Source organism: Nitrospirota bacterium, from assembly GCA_016180645.1.
In the GTDB taxonomy this organism is placed as follows: domain Bacteria; phylum JACPQY01; class JACPQY01; order JACPQY01; family JACPQY01; genus JACPAV01.
In genome coordinates, this window is record JACPAV010000035.1 from 13,931 (window position 1) to 34,894 (window position 20,964).

The 20,964-nt window shown below is 60.3% G+C and carries 19 protein-coding genes; 10 read left to right on the plus strand and 9 right to left on the minus strand.

Going from position 1 to position 20,964, the window contains the following annotated elements; translation table 11 throughout:
• Positions 1-4 precede the first annotated feature (4 nt).
• Positions 5-577 (plus strand): hypothetical protein, encoded by a 573-nt coding sequence (locus HYT87_17410; protein MBI2061521.1) that lies wholly within the window; start codon positions 5-7, stop codon positions 575-577.
• Between the two features lie 185 nt (positions 578-762).
• Here HYT87_17410 and HYT87_17415 read toward each other — a convergent pair whose 3' ends face one another.
• The 7 genes from HYT87_17415 to HYT87_17445 form a co-directional block, all read right to left on the minus strand.
• Positions 763-1,527, minus strand: a complete 765-nt coding sequence (locus HYT87_17415) for an ABC transporter permease (protein ID MBI2061522.1) — start codon at positions 1,525-1,527, stop codon at positions 763-765.
• Positions 1,520-2,326 (minus strand): ABC transporter permease, encoded by an 807-nt coding sequence (locus tag HYT87_17420; protein ID MBI2061523.1) that lies wholly within the window; start codon positions 2,324-2,326, stop codon positions 1,520-1,522. The genes HYT87_17415 and HYT87_17420 overlap by 8 nt, the downstream gene beginning before the upstream one ends.
• A gap of 35 nt (positions 2,327-2,361) precedes the next feature.
• Positions 2,362-3,240 (minus strand): MCE family protein, encoded by an 879-nt coding sequence (locus HYT87_17425; GenBank protein ID MBI2061524.1) that lies wholly within the window; start codon positions 3,238-3,240, stop codon positions 2,362-2,364.
• Positions 3,241-3,476: 236 nt separating this feature from the next.
• The gene (locus HYT87_17430) at positions 3,477-4,304 is read right to left on the minus strand and encodes an ABC transporter ATP-binding protein (GenBank protein MBI2061525.1); all 828 of its coding nucleotides are present in this window, start codon (positions 4,302-4,304) and stop codon (positions 3,477-3,479) included.
• Between the two features lie 71 nt (positions 4,305-4,375).
• The gene (locus HYT87_17435) at positions 4,376-5,281 is read right to left on the minus strand and encodes a zinc dependent phospholipase C family protein (protein MBI2061526.1); all 906 of its coding nucleotides are present in this window, start codon (positions 5,279-5,281) and stop codon (positions 4,376-4,378) included.
• Positions 5,282-5,464: 183 nt separating this feature from the next.
• Positions 5,465-6,670: an acyl-CoA dehydrogenase family protein gene (locus HYT87_17440; GenBank protein MBI2061527.1), complete on the minus strand. Its 1,206-nt coding sequence runs from the start codon at positions 6,668-6,670 to the stop codon at positions 5,465-5,467.
• A 12-nt stretch (positions 6,671-6,682) separates the two neighbouring features.
• Positions 6,683-7,735, minus strand: coding sequence for an acyl-CoA/acyl-ACP dehydrogenase (locus tag HYT87_17445; GenBank protein ID MBI2061528.1), 1,053 nt, complete (start codon positions 7,733-7,735; stop codon positions 6,683-6,685).
• 117 nt (positions 7,736-7,852) lie between these two features.
• Between HYT87_17445 and HYT87_17450 the strand changes: the two genes are divergently transcribed.
• The 3 genes from HYT87_17450 to HYT87_17460 are packed head-to-tail and all read left to right on the plus strand — an operon-like array spanning position 7,853 to position 11,637.
• Entirely contained in the window at positions 7,853-9,259 is a 1,407-nt protein-coding gene (locus HYT87_17450; protein MBI2061529.1) for a magnesium chelatase, read from the plus strand.
• 57 nt (positions 9,260-9,316) lie between these two features.
• Positions 9,317-10,936 carry a VWA domain-containing protein gene (locus HYT87_17455; GenBank protein ID MBI2061530.1) on the plus strand — a complete coding sequence of 540 codons (1,620 nt, stop codon included), beginning with the start codon at positions 9,317-9,319 and terminating at the stop codon, positions 10,934-10,936.
• A 38-nt stretch (positions 10,937-10,974) separates the two neighbouring features.
• Entirely contained in the window at positions 10,975-11,637 is a 663-nt protein-coding gene (locus tag HYT87_17460) for a rhomboid family intramembrane serine protease (protein MBI2061531.1), read from the plus strand.
• 14 nt (positions 11,638-11,651) lie between these two features.
• Here the strand turns inward: HYT87_17460 and HYT87_17465 are convergent, their stop codons facing one another.
• Positions 11,652-11,864: a type II toxin-antitoxin system HicB family antitoxin gene (locus tag HYT87_17465; GenBank protein MBI2061532.1), complete on the minus strand. Its 213-nt coding sequence runs from the start codon at positions 11,862-11,864 to the stop codon at positions 11,652-11,654.
• Positions 11,865-12,568: 704 nt separating this feature from the next.
• On the opposite strand from HYT87_17465, the gene kdsB reads away from it, so the two are divergent.
• Together kdsB and HYT87_17475 are read left to right on the plus strand one after the other, a co-directional pair.
• Positions 12,569-13,282 carry a 3-deoxy-manno-octulosonate cytidylyltransferase gene (gene kdsB / locus HYT87_17470; protein MBI2061533.1) on the plus strand — a complete coding sequence of 238 codons (714 nt, stop codon included), beginning with the start codon at positions 12,569-12,571 and terminating at the stop codon, positions 13,280-13,282.
• Between the two features lie 60 nt (positions 13,283-13,342).
• Positions 13,343-14,998: a CTP synthase gene (locus HYT87_17475; protein MBI2061534.1), complete on the plus strand. Its 1,656-nt coding sequence runs from the start codon at positions 13,343-13,345 to the stop codon at positions 14,996-14,998.
• Between the two features lie 403 nt (positions 14,999-15,401).
• Here the strand turns inward: HYT87_17475 and HYT87_17480 are convergent, their stop codons facing one another.
• Entirely contained in the window at positions 15,402-16,157 is a 756-nt protein-coding gene (locus tag HYT87_17480) for a four helix bundle protein (protein MBI2061535.1), read from the minus strand.
• Between the two features lie 108 nt (positions 16,158-16,265).
• Between HYT87_17480 and HYT87_17485 the strand changes: the two genes are divergently transcribed.
• The 4 genes from HYT87_17485 to HYT87_17500 are packed head-to-tail and all read left to right on the plus strand — an operon-like array spanning position 16,266 to position 20,813.
• Entirely contained in the window at positions 16,266-17,126 is an 861-nt protein-coding gene (locus HYT87_17485; GenBank protein ID MBI2061536.1) for a protein-glutamate O-methyltransferase CheR, read from the plus strand.
• Positions 17,119-17,847 carry a 1-acyl-sn-glycerol-3-phosphate acyltransferase gene (locus tag HYT87_17490; protein ID MBI2061537.1) on the plus strand — a complete coding sequence of 243 codons (729 nt, stop codon included), beginning with the start codon at positions 17,119-17,121 and terminating at the stop codon, positions 17,845-17,847. Before HYT87_17485 ends, HYT87_17490 begins: the two co-directional genes overlap by 8 nt.
• 1 nt (position 17,848) lies before the next feature.
• The gene (locus HYT87_17495; GenBank protein ID MBI2061538.1) at positions 17,849-19,576 is read left to right on the plus strand and encodes an MmgE/PrpD family protein; all 1,728 of its coding nucleotides are present in this window, start codon (positions 17,849-17,851) and stop codon (positions 19,574-19,576) included.
• Between the two features lie 4 nt (positions 19,577-19,580).
• On the plus strand, positions 19,581-20,813 hold the full coding sequence (locus tag HYT87_17500) for a M48 family metallopeptidase (GenBank protein MBI2061539.1): 1,233 nt from the start codon (positions 19,581-19,583) through the stop codon (positions 20,811-20,813).
• Positions 20,814-20,964 lie beyond the last annotated feature (151 nt).

Below are 20,964 nucleotides of genomic sequence, written 5' to 3' on the forward strand. Positions count from 1 at the left end.
GCATATGGAATTCCGTATCCAACTTCCTGCGATGCTGGCCGGACTCCTGACGCTGATCGCCTCCGCCCTCCCGGCCCAAGCCGAAGGACCCCGAATCACCATCGAGTTCCGGGACAATCGCGGGGATTTTGCTTACGACGTGTACAAGGACGGAGAGTGGCAGGAGATGGACTACTACGGGCGGCAGCTTGAGAGGCTCGTCAAAGAGGACGAACAAGCGAGGAGGTTCGCGAGGGACCTGGCGGACGATCGGGAGGAGGGGAGGCAGGGCAGGATCTTTGGGCATGTACTCCTGTGGGGCTCGGTGCTGGGGACGATTGTGGCGGCGAGCTCCGAATCGACGGGCGGCACATTGCTGGGCGTGGCTGGGATGGTCGGCGGGATCGTAGTTGCATCCAACGGAAAATCGAAAGGCCGGAAGGCCTACCGGTACCTTTTCCGGGCCGTGAACACGTACAATGAATCCATGGCCGTTCGGGGTGCTGTGCCTTCGGGTCCGGCCGTTGGCCAGCCCGGTACTCCGGATTGCTCTTGCGGCGAAGGAACTTTTCCACCCGGCGGCGCAGGGAATCCATAGCGATTCAATTCGCCGTCCCCGAAGCGAAGCGGAGAGGGGCGGGCCGTGAAGGGAGGTATTACGCTCTATTTGAAAACCCCATCGTTGCCGGGAGGGATGTCTTGGTAGTCGCACCCTTTACGGGTGCATCCTCAGACGCAGGCTGAAGCCTGCGTCTACCGGGTCCGACGCGTTTTCAACAGAGCCTAAGCCGGAATCCGCCAGACGGTGGCCTGGAGGACGACGGTCATCACGAGGGAAACGACGTACGCCATGTACAGGTTGGCCACCACATTTTGCGTCACGGCCCGTCGCACGCCATCAGGACCCGGCGACGCGGAGAGGGCCTTGAAGCACGAGACGATGATTTCGAGAAAACACATCAGCGTTCCAAACAGGATGGAGAAGATAATATCCTGGCTGGAAATCACGTTCAGAATCCACTGATTGACGACCCACGTTCCGAGGCCCGCGGCGAGGGTGGCGAGAACGGCCGCGAGGTAGCCCGCCGCCATCGTGACGGCGGTGAAGAGTGGACCGAGGAGAACGGCGGCCAACACGCGGGGCGCGGCGAGTTCGTGCAGCGGGTCCACCCCCATCACCGTGAGGGCGTCCACTTCCTCGTTGATTTTCTGCGTGGCGATCTCCGCGGTATTGAGCGTGGTCCATGTTGCGTTGAAGAGCAGGCCCACCATGAACGGTCCCTGAAATCTGAAAACGAGGATCGCGATCAGCAGGCCGAAATACGGCTGGGCGCCGAGTCGCGCGAAGAAGGTGTAGCCACCCAGGACGAGCACGAACGTGACGATGAACGTGAGGAGAATGAGGATGGGGAGGACCCGGACGAGCATCCGGGTAATGGCGCGGGCGGTCGGGCGGATCAGATCCGCCGGATGGTGCACGGCGGCGGCGCAGGCATCGGCGGCAAAGAAGACCCCCGCGCCGATATTCTCGATTGAGGCCCTAACCATAAACGAAGAGATCGAACAGGAACAGAATGATCAGGCCGATGAGGTAACTGTAGTTGATGCTCTTGTTGGACGCCTCGCCGACGCCCTCCGCGCCGGGCTTGCTCGTGAAGCCGCAGTAGACCGTGGCCACCCCGAGAGCAAAGCCGATGATCATGGCCTTGATGCCCACGAGGTAGAAATCGCCGGGCTTGATCATGAGCGTCAGGCCGTCCATAAAATCTCCCGCCGTGGTCAGTCCCTTCACGGTGACGGTGAGAAACAGTCCGAGTCCGATCACGATGGCCACGCCGATGTACGTGTAGAGGACGCTCATGACGAAGAAGGCGACGAAGCACGGCACGCCCAGATACTTCACGGGGTGGATGCCCATGACTTCGAGGGCATCGACCTCCTCGCTCGCGCGCATCGTGCCGATCTGGGCGGCAATGGCGCATCCGGCGCGTCCCGCAAGAATGCTGCCCGTGAGCACGATGGATCCGTCCCCCATCAGAATGGAGAGCGTCAATCCGCCCACGTATTTCGCGATGCCGAGGGCCTGCGCTCCGGCGATGCCGATGATGATCATCGAGACACCGAACCCGCTGGCCATGAGGATCAAGGGCCACAGCCCCATCACCCCGATGTAGTGCATCTGCCGGATGGTTTCTCGGACGTAGAACGGCGGCGTGAAAACGTGCTTGAGAAGCGTTCCGGAGTAAAGGGCGATCCGCCCGATCTCCTCTGGGAAGTGGACAAGGGATCGAGGGGTCGAGCGAAGGGCAGAGAAATCTGACGGCTCTGCGATACTCTTTCCGTTCACCTGATTACTTGATCACATGGCCACATGACCCCATCCTACAGGAGCCACGACTTGCTCAACTTCGTCAGCACTTTCTCGAGTTGATCCAGAAGCGCTTTGACGCGCTTTTCCGTTTCCGGATCGTTCACCTTGGTGAGAATCTGGTTGAGCTTGGTCGTGATGTCCTTGCCGTTGCGGATGATGGTCTGAAGGTTCTCCTTCTCGGAGTCGGTGAGCCGTCGGATCTCCGCGGCGGTGTGCGAGACGTCGTCGAGCGCGGGCTTGGCCTTGTCGGTCAGCTCCTGAAGGTTCCTGACCGTCGTACTGATCTCTCTTTCATGCGTTTGAAAAAACGTTTTCACATTGCGAATGAGGACGGCCGAGTCCTGAATGGCGGTGGCCACGTTCGCTTGGGATCCGCCCTTCTCCGCGCCGCCGGAAATGACCTCGTTGATCTTGGAGAGGCTTTTCGCAAAATCATTCATCGCCGGTGAGAACTTGGCGAACATCTGTCCGGCCTGGTTGAGGAGCTCGGAGACATCGGTGCTCGGGAGGACGTTGGATATCTCACCGCCGTCCTCAATGAGCGGCGCCTCCGGGCTGCCGGGTGTCAGCTCCACGACCTTTTCGCCGAGGAGGCTCTTGGGACGGATCGTGGCGGTGGCATCGGCGTGCAATTGGACATCCTGGTTGATCGACATGGCCATCCTCGCGCCGCCCTCGATGTAGCGGATGCTCTCGACGCGACCGATGGGCACGCCGGCGATCTGCACGCTCCCGAGAGCTACGACGCCCTGCGCGTGGGGAAACGTGGCGCTGACGGTGTAGCGGCTGCCGAACTTGAACGTGCCGAACTTGATGCCGATGAAGATGATCACCACGATGGAGGCCAGGACGAACAGACCCACCTTGAGTTCCGCGGAGAACTTTTTCACAGGTAAACCCTCACCCCCACCCTAACCCTCCCCCGTCGCCCCCTCCGCGTTGCTCCGGGGACGGCGAGATGAAAGGCCATTCGGAGATAGCGCCGAGGGGGAGGGGGTAGGCGCAGGCTTTATGCCTGCGTCTGAAGACGCACCCATAAAGGGTGCGGCTACCATCCTTTCCCCCCTTGTCCGCCGCGGCGGACTTGCGGGGGTAGGGGAGTATGGGGGGTGCCGAACGGATACATTCACAGCACCTTGATCGGGCCGTCGGAGCGGCCTTCGAAGAATTGGGAAAGGATGTCGTTCGCCCTCTCCGCTTCGCTAGGAGGGCGACGAGTGGATCCCTCATCCTGAAACCGCGTCGACGCCTTGCGAATCTCGTCCTTCGGCCCGTAGGCCACCAGTTTCGACTGGTAGAGCATTCCGATCGTGTGGGCGATCTTGAACGTGCTCTTGATGTCGTGGCTGATCACGATGTAGGTGATGCCGAGCCGCGCCTGAGTGTCCAGGATCAGGCGGTCGATGGCGTCGCTGGTCACGGGATCGAGGCCGGAGGTCGGCTCGTCGAACACCACCACCTCCGGATCCATCACGATCGCGCGGGCGAGGGCCACGCGCTTGCGCATGCCGCCGGAGAGTTCCGATGGATTGTAGTGCTCCGTTCCGGGCATTCCGACCAGGCGAAGTTTCTCAGCAACAATGTCACGGATTTCAGTGTCCTTGAGCTGGGTGTGTTTTACGAGGGGGAAGGCGACGTTCTCGCCGACGCTCATCGAACCGAACAGCGCCCCGCCTTGAAACAACATGCCGAATTTCTTGCGCAGGCGGTTGAGGGCGCGATCGTCGAGGGAGTTGACCTCGACGTCACCCACGAACACGCTTCCGCGGTCCGGCTTCATCAGTCCCACAATGTGCTTCACCAATACGCTTTTCCCCACGCCGCTCTGACCGATCACGACGGTGGTTTTTCCTCCCGGGATGTCGAGCGTAACGTCGCTGAGCACGGTTTTGCCCTTGAGTATCTTGGTCACGTTTCGAATGCGGATGGCGTGGGGATCGTGGCGGAGTGACAGTCGGTCAATCTTCTCCAGCAGGTCGCGGTGATTCGAATTCCGGAACAATCGCACCGCGGAATGCTACACGATCACCCCTCGACGGGCAATGAAAAGCGCCCTTCGAGGAGGGTCCTGAGAGGATACGGAGGGGAAGGGGGGAGGCCGTGGGCGGACACGTGTATCCCGCCGCGCTTCCAGGCGCGTTTCCGTCCCGGCTTGCCGCGGTGGGTCCGGCGGAGGAAATCGCGAAGCTGCCGCGCCTCGGCGATGTTCTGGAGTCCCGCCGGGTCCGCCTTCCACTGGGGAGCGGATTCTCCATCTCGAAGAAACTGCCGGGCGTTGCCGAGGGCCAGCTTCAGGAAGGCGTCGATTTCGGCATGGGAGAGATAAACGTTCTGCTTCAGCCGGCGATTGCGGAACTGGTCCAGAAACATCACGCCCGAGAAAAGGAGGCGATTGGTCTGGAAGTTGAGGAGGGTGGGCGTGAGTTGCGCCTGGAGAAGATCGTTGTTGCGCCGGGCGGCTTCGCGGAAGATCTGACGAAACGACACGTGAAGCTCCTGGAGAACGTGGCGTTCCACGCAGAATTCCCAATAGGTGTGTTTGAACGCGCGCTTGTAGAAGAAATTGATGAGCTGGAAGGGAACGAAAATGTTGTGCGATACAATGTCGGCCGCGAGGTGCGTAAAGTAACCGTAGGTGAACGCGCGGTGGTGATCGTTTTGGGAACGGTCCAGAAGCTCCCGGGCTACGCTCCAGTTGTGGCAGTGATACCGGTATTCAGCGAGGTTCTTTCCAAAAAGAATATCCGCCCCGATGCACCCATACAGGTAGTCGGACCGGTACGCGGAGATGAGGGAGGCCGTCTCCGAGGCGATCTGGGGGAGCGAAGACAGGACGTGCTGGCCGATCCAGAGATGGGTGGAGGGGCCCCAGGCCAGGCACTCGGGAGGGAAAAGTAGGCTGATTCCCAGAATACAGAGAACAACAATCATGGAGTATTACTACCGCAGTTGGTCGGTTCCGGGTAGTCGCAGCCCCTTGCCCAAGACGGCATGGGGCCATGATAGGTTGTGGCCCAGGATGGGCCACATGGAACATGGCCTTCAGGCTGCGCACCGAACGCGGGCTGAAGCCCGCGGCTACAAGGACAGAACAGGATGTTGCGGCGCTCAGCCTTACGACGCCGGGAGATTGACGAGCCGCCGCGCCATCACGATGCGCTGGACCTGGCCGGTCCCTTCAAAGATGTCGAACACCTTCATGTCGCGGAACAGCTTCTCGACGAAATAATCGTTCCGAACGCCCGCGTCGCCCAGTACTTCCATCGCCTCGCGGGTGACCTCCAGCGCGGCCGGGGGGCAGTAGGCCTTCGCCATGGACGCTTCGAGCGTGTTCGGCTTGCCGTGGTCCATGAGCCACACGGCCTTCCAGCAAAGAAGACGCCCGGTATCGAGCTTGCGGCGCATGTGGTTGAGCTTCTCCTTCAGCTTTTGGTAGCGGGGAATGGGGCGGTTGACCATGTAGTTCTCTTTCACGAAATCGCGGACGTACTCGTACGCTGCGCGCCCGATGCCGATGGCCATGGCGGCGACAGCGGGACGCGTCATGTCGAACGTGCCCATCGCGCCCTTGAAGCCTTCTTTCGCCTGGTAGTGCTCTTCGCCGCCGAGCAGATTCTCTTCCGGAACCTTGCACTCTTCATAGATGAGGGAAGCCGTTTCAGATCCGCGCAGCCCCATCTTCTGTTCGATGCGGCCCACGCGATATCCCGGCGTGCCCTTTTCGACGACGAACGTGCGATGGCCCTTTCGTCCGAGGCTCTTGTCGATCGTGGCGAACGTTACCGCCCAATCGGCCCTCGCGGCGTTGGTGATAAACATCTTCTCGCCGTTCAGGATGTAGAACTTGCCTTCCTTGCGGCAGGTCATCTTGATGCTGGAGACGTCCGACCCTGCGCTCGGTTCGGTGAGCGCAAAGCAGCCCCAGCGGGGCATGGTCTTGTCCTCGAAAATTCCGAAAAATCTCTTCTTCTGGTCCTCCGTGCCCATGATCTGAATCGGGGGGCTTCCCAAGCCGGGTCCGGGCAGCGACATCGCCACGCCTTGGTCCCAGTAAGCGATTTCCTCCGCCGCCATGATGCCGATGCGGCCCATCTTTTTCGGGCCGCCGCCGTTCTTCTTCTTGCCGCCCTGCTCTTCGAGCGCCCGCATGCCGAACGACACGCCGAAGCTCATGAACTCCTTGAAGAAAGGATGATCGACCGGCAGGGCTTCGTGTTTCCTGTCGCATTCGATCCCGAGGGGACGGAATTTCTCCTTCCCCATCCACTTCAGCATGTTGAGAATGTTCTCGGCGCCGGGGTCCAGGCTTAGGTCGATCATCTCAAACCTCTCTTACTCGGCGAGCACGAGTTCGCAGGCGTCGAGATCCGCCTGGTCGACTCCGCCCCAGATCGTGGTGAGCACCTGCGCCTCACGCATCCATTTTTCGACGGGATGGTCCTTGATGTAGCCGTGCCCGCCCAGAATCTGAAGACCCCAATCGGTGACGAAGCGCGATTGCTGCGCCGCTTCCTGATAGGCGGCGGCGGCGTGCCAGCCGACCTGGCTGCCGAGGTTGAGCTGGTGGATGGCGCGCCATACGGCAAGCCTCGCGGCATCCACGGCCATCGCCATTTCGGCGATGTAGAACGCAATGGCTTGATGGTGCGCGATCGGTTTCCCGAAGGCCGAGCGTTCCTGCGCGTATTTCATGGCGTACTCGAAGGAGGCTCGCGCCACGCCGACGAGAAGCGAGGCCGTGTAGATCCGGATCCGTGCCACGATTTTCTCATAGGCCGCCGCATCCTTCACCGCATGAAGCACTTTGGCTTTGGAAAACTGAACTTCCGACGGTCCGGAGGCCTGGAGGGCGCACCCAACGAGCGGCTTGAACTTGAGGCCCTGGCCCTCGATGATGAGCGCCTGCTTGTCTTTCAGCACCACTGCCACGTCCGCGCCGGAACCGGTGACAAATGAAGCCGTGCCCTCGACCGAACCGTTGACTTGAAGTCGGGCGTCCGTGTCGACCACGAGCACGCCCTTGGGCGCTTCGCCCGAACCGGAGAGCTTGCCGAGAAGCGACTTCTGGAGATCTTTCGGCGCGCCTTCGGTGATCGCGTAGTAAGCGGGCCAACAGCCTTCGATGGCGAGCGCGGCGCCCGCGTCCCCCCAGCCGAGTTCCTCCATCACGAGGCTCTTGGCGAATGGGGTGAGCCCCGCGCCGCCGAGATCGGTCGGCAATTCCAGGAGGCCGAATCCGAGCTTCTTGTATTCCTCGGCGATATCGGATTGCACGCGGCCGGAGTCTTCGTGCTTCTCCCCTGCGGGGCGGAGTTTGTCGGACGCGAAACTCCTGGCGCTCTCGCGGATCATTTCTTCTTCTTCGGTGAGGGTAAAGTCGATCATGCCGGAAATCCTGACAGAGCATGACGCGCCTTGTCAAGGGGTTTTGACATGGTGCGTCAAATTAGGAAATTCCTTGACCGCCGCGGGCACAGAAAGCTACAATAGGACGTGGATATAGTGAACAAACCCAAGACCGTCGGCGAACTCCGGGCCTCCGGCACCCGCCTCCTTACCGTCAAGCAGGAACTTCGCAAGAACCTCCTCCATCGATTGAAGAACAAGGAGGAGTTGTTCCCCAAGATCGTCGGATACGAGGAGACCGTTACCCCCGCCATCGAGAATGCAATTCTGGCCGGGCACGACGTGATTTTCCTGGGCGAGCGCGGACAGGCGAAGAGCCGGATCATCCGGCATGTCGTCGAATTGCTGGACGAAGCGATCCCGGCCATTGAAGGCTGCGAAATCCACGACCATCCGTTCGCCCCGATCTGCTACGGGTGCCGTGAGCGGGCAGCGAAGGAAGGTGACGCGCTTCCCATCCGCTGGGTCGGACGCGAGGAACGGTTCGGCGAAAAGCTTTCAACGCCGGACGTAACGGTGGCCGATCTCATCGGCGAAATCGATCCGATCAAAGTGGCCGAGGGCCGGTATCTGGCCGACGAACGCGCGATCCACTACGGCCTCATTCCCCGGAGCAACCGCGGGATTTTCGCCATCAACGAACTGCCGGACCTCTCGGAACGGGTGCAGGTGGGCCTCTTCAATCTTCTGGAAGAGCGCGACGTGCAGATCAAGGGATTCAGAGTGCGACTGCCGCTCGACGTTTTCATCATGGCGAGCGCCAACCCGGAGGACTACACGAGCCGAGGCCGGATTATCACGCCGCTGAAGGACCGGTTCCAGGCGCAGATCCGCACGCACTACCCGAAAACGCGCGACATCGAGATCAAGATCATGGAGCAGGAATCGAGCTGTCCGGCGGGGAACGGCGTCTACAAGATCGAGGTGCCCGCCTTCATGAAGGAGATCGTGTGCGAAGTGACCTTTCAGGGGCGGAAGAGCGCGGAGATCAACCAGCGGTCCGGCGTAAGCGTGCGACTGTCCATTACGAACATGGAAACCCTCGTCGCGAATGCCGAGAAGCGGGCGATTCGGAACGGCGAAGATGTGGTGGTTCCCCGAATCACCGATCTGGACGCCGTGCGGAAATCCACCGAGGGCAAGGTGGAGATGGAATACTCCGGAGACGAGAAGGTGGAGGGCGAAGTGGTGGACAAGCTCCTCCGCCGCGCGATCAAAGAAGTGTTCCACAAGTATTTCCGGGTGGAGGAACTCCAGTCTGTGGTGGACGCCTTCGCCTCCGGCCAAATGCTCTATGTGTCGGACCGCCTGCCTTCCGCCGACTACATCAAGGGCGTGTCCGGGATTCCCGACCTGATGCGCTGCCTCTCCCCGCTGGATCTCAAGGAATCGCCCCCGTGGATCGCCAGTGGAACCGAGTTTCTCCTCGAGGGGCTCTACCTGAATCAAAAGCTCTTCAAACAGTCCGTCGACCATACCTTCCAATACAAGGGCATCAAGTAGCGGCCGGATCCCGCCGCCGCCGGGAATGCCTGTATAATGACCCGCGGGTGAACAACCGTGGCCACGTACGCCTATCTTAAACGCACCGCGACCGACACGGGTCCCGATTTCAGCGCGGACGACGTGTTCGGCGAGCTGGCGGAGCACCTGCTGGACTACGGCGATCTCAATTGGGCGCTCGACAAGCTGCTGCGCGAAGGGGTCACCTCGCCCGAAACGGGGAAGCGCGTCAAGGGCCTCAACCAGATTCTCAAGGACATCGAAAACAAGCTCCGGGAGTATTTCCGGAATTACGACGTCGATCCCGCGCGGGAGGAACTGGACGAAATGCTCAACGAAATGGTCCGCAAGGCCCTCGATGACCTGGATCGACGGCAGCGGCAATCCCCGGGGGGGGGGGAGGGTTCGAAGGAGCGCCGGGAGATCGAAGATCGATGGAAACAACTCGCGCAGTCGCCGGCCCAGTTCATCAAGGAGATGGGGTCCGATTCGGATCTCACCCAGGGATCACCCGAGGACGCCGGATGGCTCCAAGATCGTCAGGAACAGATCCGCAATTTCGAGGAATTCTACGACGACTACAGCTACCGGTTCCGGGGCCGGCAGCCCCTTTCGTTGCAGGAAGCGATGGACCTCGTCGATGAAATCCGGAAGCTCGAAGAGATGGAGCGGAATCTGCGCAAAGGAAGCCTCGATCGCGTCGATCAACAGGCGGTGGACCACGTGGCCGGCGAAGACACCATGAAGGGGTTGTCGTCCTTGAAGGAAATCCGGAAGATGCTCACCGAGAGCGGTCACCTCGTGGAGGAGGGGTACTACCTCCGACTCACTCCGATGGCCATCCGCAAGATCGCCCAGAAGGCCCTTCGCGACATCTTCTACGGACTGAAGCTCTCCCAGCTCGGGCGGCACCCGGTGCGCGGATTCGGCCAGGGACTCGAACTCCAGGAGGACCTCAAAGACTACCAGTATGGCGATGCGTTTCACGTGAACCTCACGGAGACGCTCAAGCGGAGCCTCGTCTCGGGCGAGTTGAAGCGGGGCCGCATCGGACCGAAGGATTACGTGGTCCACAAGATGGAAAAGCTGAACAAGTTTTCCACGGCGCTCCTCATCGATATGAGCTGGTCCATGGCTTGGGGCGGAAAGTTCACGGCGGCGAAGAAGGTGGCCCTCGCGCTGGAGCACCTCATCCGGACGCAATTTCCCACGGATCGGCTTCATCTGGTTGGGTTTTTCACCTACGCGATCCAGATCAAGTCGAAGGAGCTTCCATTCGCGAATCTGAATCACATCGAGCCGTTCACGAATATGCAGGACGCGCTTCGTCTGGCCTCGAGACTCCTGGAAAAGGACGGGAACGCCAACAAACAGATCATCATGGTGACGGATGGTCAACCCACCGCCTACGTGCGGGAGGACGGCATGCACATCGAGTGGCCGTATCTCGGGCTGTCCCCGAACGCGTTTTTTTACACGCTCGAAGAAGTGAAGAAGATGACCAAAAAGAACATCGTGCTGAACGTATTCATGATCGACGAGAATCCGGCGTTGCGATCGTTTGTAGAGGAGATGGTGAAGATCAATCACGGTCGCGGGCTGTTCACGCGTCCCGATCAGCTCGGGCGCTACATCATCGTCGACTATATCAAACAGCGATCGAGGTTCGTGAATTGAAACGAGTCACGAGCCACGAGCAACGAGCCCCGCGATAGGTGATCCCCCTCCGCGACGCCAATCCCACGCGAACGTTCCCCATCGTAACGGTGGGCCTGATCGCCCTGAATGTCCTCGTATTTCTTTATCAGGCGATGGGCACGGCCAATCCCCAAGCGTTCGTCATGACGTACGGAGCCATCCCGCGGGTTGTTTTGGGCGCGGGGGCCGCCGCCTACTCCGGAGGTCCGTGGCCGCCGCTCACGATCCTCACATCGATGTTCCTGCACGGCGGGTTCTTCCACTTGGGTGGAAACATGCTCTACCTGTGGATTTTCGGCGACAACCTGGAGGACCGGATGGGGAAGGTCCGGTACGTCGTCTTCTATCTGATCTGCGGCGCGGCGGCGGCGGGGACGCACATTCTCACGGCTCCATCTTCCCCGGTACCGATGGTGGGGGCGAGCGGCGCGATTTCGGGCGTGCTGGGCGGGTACGTCCTTCTTTTCCCGCGCGCGAAGGTGATGACGCTGTTCTTCTGGGGCTGGTTCACGCGGATCGTACCGCTCCCCGCCGTGTGGGTCCTGGGCATCTGGTTTCTCATGCAGGTGTTAAACGGCCTGCCGTCCCTCGCCTTCGCGAACATGGGCGGCGTGGCATGGTTCGCCCACGTCGGCGGCTTCATCGCCGGCTTCCTCCTCGTCCGCCTCTTCGCCCGGTAGCGGAGCCGGAGCTCTTACCGCAGGTCGTGAAAGTGGTTCTGGGGCACGGGCCGGCCATGGGCCGGCAAGGACTCAATGTGCAGCCGGATCGCCTCCCGGATGTTGCGCTTGGCTTCCTCAATCGTCTTTCCGTTGCTGAAGCAGCCGGGAAGCGCGGGGGAAGGGGCAGAGTATCCCTCGTCCTCGGCCTCTTTCTCGATAACGATTTCGAACGAGAAGTACCTCATGGGCGGCATTATGCCAGACGGGGGACCCGCAGGCACGAGGCATCGCTTTGCTCAGCCGTGACAATTGCTGGCACTCGCTTTCTCCACTTCCATGCTCGTGCGATTGTTACCGCCGCGTCGAACAAGGTCGTATGAGCGCCGAAGCTGTGGTTTCCCAAACGGCGATGCTACAATGTGTCCGATGAGAGCAACTCGGCAGGCACAATTCCAACGCAAATACAGGGTGATCTACATGCCTGTCAGAGGTGGCGGGTACAGTGCATTCTTCCCTGCTTTCCCGGAGATCACGCGGTTTGGTATCCAAGTCTGCGTGCCTGCAAGAAGGCAGCTCGGGAGGCCATCGCTCTCCATTTGGAAGGCCTGGTGCTGCTGGGGGAAAAAGCCTCTCCTGATCCCCGGCTGATCCAAGAGCCTCTGACAGAATGCCGATTCGTAGGGGAGCATCTTCAGATGCTCCCTCTTGTCGGGAGGGTCTGAAGACCCTCCGCTACGCATTCTGTTAGACGCACTAAATAGCCCCGGCGCGGGATTTGATCGGGACGCGGGTTTCAGTTGACAGGAACGTTTCGCGGGCGTACATGGTAGGTCCGTGACGCGCCCCGCAGGTAACACGGAAAGTTCAGCGGGGCAGGAGTCGCTCGTTTCCATTCCAAACATTCCCGGTTTTCAACGGTTCCAGTGTGCAAGGCATGAATAGGGGCGGCGTGGACGTCGTCGGGGTGATTCCCGCGCGGTATTCATCCAAGCGGCTCCCCGGCAAACCCCTCCGGAAAATTCTGGGACGCCCCCTCATTGAATTCGTTTACCGGAACGCCAAGGGGGTCGCGCGTTTCAAACAGCTCATCATCGCCACGGACAACGACGAAATCGCCAAAGTGGCCAAGGCGTTCGGCGCCGATGTGATGATGACCTCCCCCGATCATCAGAGCGGAACGGACCGCGTGGCCGAGGTCGCCCAGAAGGTGAAGGCCGATCTTTACGTCAACATTCAAGGGGATGAGCCGCTGCTCACCGCCGAATCCATCGACACGGTGATCGACGCCCTGCTCGATGAAGCTCTCGCGCCCATGGCCACGATCAAGGTCTCGATGAACGGCCTGCAAAAGGCCCAGAACCCGAACGTCGTGAAAGTCGTGGTGGACGAACACGACTACGCGCTGTATTTTTCACGATCGACGATCCCTTTTCAGGGAAAGGTTTTCAAACATATCGGACTGTACGGCTACCATCGGGAGTTTCTGCTGAACTTCACGTCGTGGGCGCCGACGCCGCTCGAACAGGCGGAACGGCTTGAGCAGCTCCGCGCCCTCGAAAAAGGGCACCGGATCAAGGTCCCCACGGTGAAGCAGGACTCGGTGAGCGTCGATACGTTCGAAGACCTGATTTTCGTCGAAAAAATCGTCCGCGATTTGACTTGAGCGCCCGGCTCGCACGGAGTAGAATGATGCACTTGACGGCCAAGCCACACGGAGGTGTGCATGCCTAAACCACCGAAGTATATCTTCGTCACCGGGGGAGTCATCTCGTCGCTCGGCAAAGGTCTCGCTGCCGCGTCCATTGGCGCGATTCTCGAGGCCCGCGGCCTCAAGGTGACCTTCCAGAAACTCGATCCCTACCTCAACGTCGATCCCGGCACGATGAGTCCGTTCCAGCACGGCGAAGTGTACGTCACCCACGATGGCGCGGAGACGGACCTCGACCTCGGCCACTACGAGCGGTTCACCGAAACGCTGATGGGTCGAAAGAACAACTATACGAGCGGGCAGATCTATCAATCGATCATCGCGAAGGAGCGCCGGGGAGACTATTTGGGGAAGACCGTCCAGGTGATCCCGCACGTGACGGATGAAATCAAGAGCGTCGTCCGTGACGTCATCGAAGATTCCGACGTGGCCATCATCGAAATCGGCGGAACGGTGGGGGACATCGAGAGCCTCCCCTTCCTCGAAGCCATCCGCCAGATGCGGTTCGATCTGGGGAAGGAGAATACCCTCTATATCCACGTGACGCTCGTGCCGTACATTCCCTCGGCGCAGGAACTCAAGACGAAGCCGACCCAGCACAGCGTGGGCAAGCTCCGGGAGATCGGCATCCAGCCGGACATTTTGCTCTGCCGCGGCGAGGAGCCCCTGTCGAAAAGCGTGAAGGACAAGATCGCTCTCTTCTGCAACCTGTCGCCGGAGAGCGTGATCAGCGCGCCGGACGTGAAGAGCATCTACGAAGTGCCGCTGAACTTCCATGGCGAGGGGTTGGATGAAAAGATCGTGGAGCTTCTGAACATCTGGACCCGATCGCCCCGACTGGACAAGTGGATCGAAATCGCCGACGTCCTCAAGAGCCCGCTCAACACCGTCACCATCGCCATCGTGGGCAAGTACGTAAAGTTGATCGACGCCTACAAAAGCCTCAATGAATCCCTGGTTCACGCGGGAATCGGCAACAAGGCGCGCGTGAATCTGAAGTTCGTGGAGTCGGAGGAAATCGAGAAGAACGGCGTGGGGAACATGTTCGACGACGTCCAGGGGATTCTGGTGCCCGGAGGATTCGGCGATCGGGGGATCGAAGGCAAGATCGAGGCGGTACGTCACGCCCGTGAAAATCTCGTCCCGTATTTCGGGATTTGCCTGGGAATGCAACTGGCCGTGATCGAGTTCTCCAGGAACGCTCTCGGTTGGAAGGGCGCGCACTCCACGGAGTTCAACGCGCAGACCCCGTACCCGGTTGTGGATTTCATGCCGGAGCAGCAGGGCGTGGAGCAGAAAGGCGGCACGATGCGTCTCGGCGCCTATCCGTGCGTGCTGCGCGAGTCGTCCAAAGCCGCCGAAGCGTATGGGGCGAGGAAGATCACCGAGCGGCACCGTCACCGCTACGAAATCAACAACAAGTTTCTCGCCAAAATGGAAGGCGCGGGATTTCACGCCAGCGGCGTGTTCCCGAATCGCGACCTCGTGGAGATCATGGAGCTCCGGGACCACCCCTGGTTTGTCGGGTGCCAGTTTCATCCGGAATTCCAATCGCGGCCCTTCGCGCCCCACCCTCTGTTCTCACGATTTGTGAAGTCCGCGGTGGAGTTCGCTCAGAAGAAAGAGGCCACCCGTACTCTTCGCCTCATCGAAGCCCGCACCCGCGCCTGAATTGCTCGCCTTCCTGGCTCGCGTACATCCGGACATCTGCGGACATCTGGCAGACATCTGGGGACAGTATACTAATTTCGGAAAAGTTGATCCTGAAGAATTAGTATACTGTCCCCAGAGTTTCCCCGCACGATGAGGGGCTTGTTCACGAAGTCGTAGAAGGATTGCATAGCCGCTGCGGCTGTGAAAGTCTGTATCCGGTGTGGAGCATTACTATGCCCCCCTTCCATGAGTCGCTTTTACCATGAATGCCGTTGGGCTGCGACGGCGGGTTCCACTGGAGTTTACCGATTCTCCCTCGTGCCCAACGGGGCGTGAGCATTCGGTCTGCGACCGTCTCATTGAGGCTAAACCTCGACAGCGGCTATCGAGGTCTAGCCTCCGGACCGGAGTGGTTGGGTTTTCAAATTCTGGAGACGCCTTTGCATTCGGGATAGGCCGAACAGCCCCAGAATTGACCGCCTTGGTTCTTCCCGGTCTTGGCGGTGCGCAGAACCGTCGGTTTTCCGCATTGGGGGCAGGGCGGGATGTGATCGGTCGGATCAGACCGATCGGACGGATCACCTTTCTTCCTTTCGCGTTCCGCGAGGCGGGCTGCGGCAAGCAGTTCGCTGTAACCGCCTCCCTCGACAAACCGCTTTTCAAGCGCGGCGATCTCCCGGTCAAGCAGAAAGTTGGCCTGGTGAATCAGGCAGATGACCGCATTTGCGCGCACGGCAGGGTCATCATGCTCCAACCAACGCCCGTAGAGAGACCGGCGCTCTGGGTCGGTCAGATCTGTCAGATCGGACTGATCTGACCGACCACGTTTGAAAGTCTGCGGTACTTGGCGAACGGCGAGGGCCTCGGGGCCATCCGGCGTCCACTGCTGCAATCGGCGGTGACGCAGGAAGTCTTCGTAATCCAGAAGCAGTTCCTCCAGACTGGCGCGCGCAACGTTGAGCAGGCGCAATTCTGTTTGCGAGGAGGTGGCGGCGGCGCGGCTTCCCTCGGCGATGTTCTGGCGTCCGGAGCGGGCGGCCTGGACCATCTGATCCACCGTGCGGGAACGGTGGTCAAGGACTTTCTCGCAAAACCAGTAGGTCGCGTCGTAAATGAGGGTGGCCGTTTGGAAACTGCACGTCGAGCGATATCCGCCGCTGGGTCTCAGTTTTCCCATGATTCCCCCGTTCTCAAGGTTCTGTCTACCACGGATCGGATCCCCTTGGAAATTGTAGCGCGGGATTTGCTTGTAGAGGCGCGTTCGCCGTGCGCATAATGCCCCCTCATGGTTTCACCCACGCGGGCACGGCTCGGGCACAAGGCCTTCGAGTTCTTCAAGGAACTGGTCTACGAGGAGACCGGCATCTCGCTGGGGCCGGAGAAACGATACCTGCTGGAAGCGCGACTCCAGAAGCGCCTGAGCGAATTCGAGTTTGATCAGTTCGATTCGTACATCCAGTGGCTGAAGTCCCGCGAGCATTCGCGGGATGAAATCGACCTCCTGATTGAAACCGTCACGGTGGGGGAAACAAGTTTCTTCCGGCACGCCGCGCATTTTCGCATCCTCAAGGAGATCGTGTTTCCAGCGTTGGCCGCGGGGCTGCCTCGAAAGGACAACACGCTCAGGCTGTGGAGCGCCGGGTGCAGCACGGGAGAGGAGGCCTACAGTCTGGCGATGGCGTTCTTCGAAACGGGTCTGCCCTCACGCGGCTGGAGAATCAAAGTGTTCGCAACGGACATTTCTCGCAATTCCATTCGTCACGCCCAAGGGGGAGTGTACAAACTGTCCTCCTTCAAGAACACGCCCGACGTGTACACCCAAAAGTACTTCAGCCGAAAGGATGACCAGTTCATTCTTCGGCCGGACATCCGGACGGCGGTGACCTTCAGCCGGATGAATCTCCTCGAAGTCCGGAAGGTACGGCTCCTCCCCTCGATGGACGTTGTGTTCTGCCGCAACGTTCTCATGTATTTCGACGCGAAGTCCCGGAAGTCTGGAATGGACCTCATCATGGACCGTCTCCGGCCCGGCGGCTACCTCTTCCTCGGCCACCAGGAGACGCTTCATTCCAAACATCCGCAGATCCGTTCGGAGGATATCGGCAGCGTCTTGGTCTATCGGAGGCTTGTGGACGGCCATGACTGAACGAATCACGACCACCCTGCGTTCCCTTCTCGTGTTCGCCTTCATCTACATCATCACGATCTACTTCTCATCACTCTACGTAATCTTGTCTCTGTTCGACCGGCGGGGCCGCATCGTCGATTGGGTGCACCGAAGCTGGTCCCGCCTGGCCCTGGGCGCTTCGAGAGTGCGAGTGCGGATGGACGGGCACGAACAATTGCGCGCGGGCCGGAGCTACATCATCATCGCCAATCATCAGGGATTCTTCGACATCTGGTCGCTGCTGTCGGAGTTTCCGCTCCCCGTACGCATGGTGTTCAAGAAGGAATTGCTCCTCATCCCCATCTTCGGCACGGCCCTCAAACGCGGCGGTCACATTTGCGTCGATCGCTCGAATCGATCCCAGGCCGTGGAACAGCTCAAACGGGGGAGGGACAAGGTGATGAGTGTCGGGGCTTCGCTTCTGTTCTTTGCGGAAGGGACTCGAAGCAAAGACGGCTTGATCGGTCCCTTCAAAAAGGGCGGGATCATCACGGCGATGGATATGGGACTGCCGATCCTTCCGATTGCGATCCGGGGGAGCTACGAGATTCTCCAGAAGAAGAGCATGGTCATCCGGCCCGGAGTGGTTCGCATCCGAGTGCTCCCGGAAATCCCCATCGAAGGATGGACGCATGATCGGAAGGACGAATTGACCGCCTTGGTGCGCGAGCGTATCGTCACCGCATTCGAGAAACTGTGAAATGAAGATGGGCAACGGGGCACTAATCGACGAAATGGCCGAATGGGTGGCCGGAGTTCGGTATGCCGACATTCCGCCGCGCGTGTGCGAGCGGATCAAAGTGCAATCGATCGGCATGTTGGGGGCGGCGTTTGGAGGTCTGAAATCCGAAGGCGGCCGCGCGGCGCTCAGCGCGGTGAGAAAGCGGACCGCGGAGGGGGCGGCGCAAGCTCCCGATGGAGATTCCGATCGCCGTCCCCGGAGCCGAGCGGAGGGGGCGGCGACGATCTTTCCGACGGGGGAGAAGGGTCCACCGCACGAAGCCTTGTTCGCCAATACTGCGTTATCGATGACGTTCGACTACGATGACTACCTGTATATGGGTCACACGGGGCATTCGGCCATCTTCTCGCCGTGGGCCGTGTGCGAAGGTCTGGGCCGGAGCGGCGAAGATTTTCTCCTCGCGGCGGCGGTGGCAAACGAGGTCGAAGGGCGAATTGGAGCAACGGTCCTACTCGGGCCTCACAATGGGCAGCTTTGGTCGTTCATCCACGCCGTCGGCACCGCCTGCGCCGCGGCGAAGCTGATGGGTTTGAACGCGGCGCAGATTCGGAATGCCATCGGGATCAGCCTCTATCTGCCTCCCTTCACGATGATGCCGGGCTTCATGGGACCGTCGAGCAAGGTCACCACGGCCGCTTTCCCATCGGTGAACGGCCTGCGGGCGGCGGAACTGGCTGCCGAAGGGTTGACCGGAGCGGGACGGCTGCTGGAAGATCGGCAGGGTTTCCTGCGGCACTTCTCGTTTATTCCCCTGCCGCGGATGCTCAGCGGGTGGGGTAAGACGTGGGTGACCGATTCTCTGAGCTTCAAGGCGTATCCGGGATGCGCCTACGTGAGCTCCATCGCGGAAGCCCTTCGGGCCTCACTCCGGGAGCTCGGGATGGAAAGCGGCCTCAAGGATCCGGCCGAGATGGATTCGCTGCGGATTCGCGTCACATTGCTGACGCTCGGGATGGACGGGCTTTCCGCGCCGTACCTGGAAACGCCGCCGTCTTCGATCCACGTCAACTTCTCGGCCGCCTTGAGTGCCGCCGTCACGCTCCTGAACGGCGATCTGCGGCCGGACCATCTTTCGGAAAAGAAATTGAAGTCCGATTGGCCGGTCCTGTCGTCCTTTGTCGAGAAGACGCGTGTGGAGCATGATTGGGAAATGACGGTGGAACTGGTCCGTGGGATCGCGCAGGGCGTCAACCTCGCGCCACTCTTTACGCGCATCCCTGTGAGGGAATGGATTTCCCTCCGTAAGAAGGCGCGGGAACAGCATCACGTTTCGCTCCGCGGCGTCCGTCCGAAACACATCTGGCGGATCATCAAGACGGCGCGAGGCCGGCATGAGGGCTCGTTCCGCCGCCCCCGAAGCGAAGCGGAGGGGACGGCGCGAGGCAACGGGGTTGGCGGCCGATTCGATCTGGCGAATGCGAAATTCGAGGACCTCCGGATGAACTTTGCGAGTGAGGTGGAAATCCGGCTCAAGGGCGGCCGAAGCGCGCGGGCGAGGGTGGACCTTCCCCCGGGATCGTCGGGACGTCCGTGGCAGGAGAGCGTGGACTTGATGGCCGCCAAGCTGGACCGTGAAGCGGCGGGTTGTCTCTCGGCGGAAAAAATCGCCGCGATCCGCGAAGCGGTCATGGGCATCGAGAAGTGCCGCGATCTCCGCGCTCTTTCGCCCCTCTTCAAGGGGAATTGAAATCTTGAGCAAGCTGGTCTGGGCGGCCGTGGTGGCCTTCATGGCCGTGTTCTACGTCTACTCGTACCAATCGGTCGCGAGGGAAACGACGTTGGTGAAACCGCAGGTGAGCCGCCATTTCGAGTCCCACCTCATCGAACGCGCACGTTTCTATCGCAAGCAGAGCTTGACGATCGCCTGGATGCGCGAGGCGGTGGAGATGGTTCTTTTGATGCTCCTCATTTGGCCGAGGGTGAATGGGTGGCTCTCGGGGGAAATCGGCAGACTGGGTGGGGGACGGCCGTGGACCGAGAGCCTTATGGGCATCGTGTTTCTCTTTGTGCTGCTCCAAACCGTTGCTTTTCCCTTTGCCTTGTTCCGCGGCTACCTCATGGAGCATGCCTACGGATTTTCGCGCCAAACGTTCAGTGAATGGTTCGGGGATCATGCGAAGATGTGGGCCATTCAATTCACAATCACCGTTCCCGTCGGCATGGCCGCCCTCGCCCTGATGCGTCACGCCCCCGTCACGTGGTGGGTGTGGATGGGCGGTGTATTCTCCGTCTTGCTTGCCGGGATGGTGTTTCTGGCTCCGCTCGTGATCGATCCCCTCTTTTTCAGGTTCAAGAGGCTTGAAGACACGGCGTGGGAAGCGCGCATGATCGGCATGGCGAAGGAGGCCGGTCTGGAGGTGGATCAAGTCCGCATTGCCGATGCGAGCCGCCGTTCGACGAAGAAGAATGCCTACTTCACGGGACTGGGTGGTACGAAGCGGATCGTTCTGTTCGATACGCTTGTGGATGGATCGACGAAGGCCGAAGTGGAAAGCGTTCTCGCGCACGAATTGGGGCATTGGAAACGAAAACATACACTTGTCGGTGTGCTGCTGGGCGTCGCCGGTTCGTTTCTTGTCGCGTTCCTGATCCACTCGCTCTATCCACCGCTGGCGGGATGGATTTGGGACGGCGGGGGAAAACTTGGGACGGCCGCCGGCATACCCCTTCTGGTCTTGATCCTGTCACTCATGGATCAGTTCGGAATGCCGCTGGAGAACATGCTGTCGCGGACGATGGAATCGCAGGCGGACCGTTTTTCGCTCCAGGTGACGCGGGATCCGAACGTGTTCGTGGATGCCGAGGTGGACCTTGTTCGATCGAATCTGTCGGATCCGCTGCCATCCCCGTGGATCGAGTGGCTTTACTACACCCATCCCGCGCCGATGAAACGCATTGCGCGGGCGCAAGGGCAAAATCCGTAGTCAGCCTTTAGAGCCTATCCCAAAACCCGACAGAACCGGAGCGGGATTCGCGGAGCTTAGAGCCTCTGAGAGAATGCCGGTTCGTAGGGGAGCATCTTCAGATGCTCCCTCTTGTCGGGAGGGTCTGAAGACCCTCCCCTACGCATAAGGA

Bases quoted from the DNA above. Each gene is read 5' to 3' on its own strand.
- HYT87_17410 (MBI2061521.1), top strand. From the start codon at position 5: ATGGAATTCCGTATCCAACTTCCTGCGATGCTGGCCGGACTCCTGACG.
- HYT87_17415 (MBI2061522.1), bottom strand. From the start codon at position 1,527: ATGGTTAGGGCCTCAATCGAGAATATCGGCGCGGGGGTCTTCTTTGCC.
- HYT87_17435 (MBI2061526.1), bottom strand. From the start codon at position 5,281: ATGATTGTTGTTCTCTGTATTCTGGGAATCAGCCTACTTTTCCCTCCC.
- HYT87_17440 (MBI2061527.1), bottom strand. From the start codon at position 6,670: ATGATCGACCTAAGCCTGGACCCCGGCGCCGAGAACATTCTCAACATG.
- HYT87_17445 (MBI2061528.1), bottom strand. From the start codon at position 7,735: ATGATCGACTTTACCCTCACCGAAGAAGAAGAAATGATCCGCGAGAGC.
- HYT87_17465 (MBI2061532.1), bottom strand. From the start codon at position 11,864: ATGAGGTACTTCTCGTTCGAAATCGTTATCGAGAAAGAGGCCGAGGAC.
- HYT87_17475 (MBI2061534.1), top strand. From the start codon at position 13,343: ATGCCTAAACCACCGAAGTATATCTTCGTCACCGGGGGAGTCATCTCG.
- HYT87_17480 (MBI2061535.1), bottom strand. From the start codon at position 16,157: ATGGGAAAACTGAGACCCAGCGGCGGATATCGCTCGACGTGCAGTTTC.
- HYT87_17485 (MBI2061536.1), top strand. From the start codon at position 16,266: ATGGTTTCACCCACGCGGGCACGGCTCGGGCACAAGGCCTTCGAGTTC.
- HYT87_17490 (MBI2061537.1), top strand. From the start codon at position 17,119: ATGACTGAACGAATCACGACCACCCTGCGTTCCCTTCTCGTGTTCGCC.
- HYT87_17495 (MBI2061538.1), top strand. From the start codon at position 17,849: ATGAAGATGGGCAACGGGGCACTAATCGACGAAATGGCCGAATGGGTG.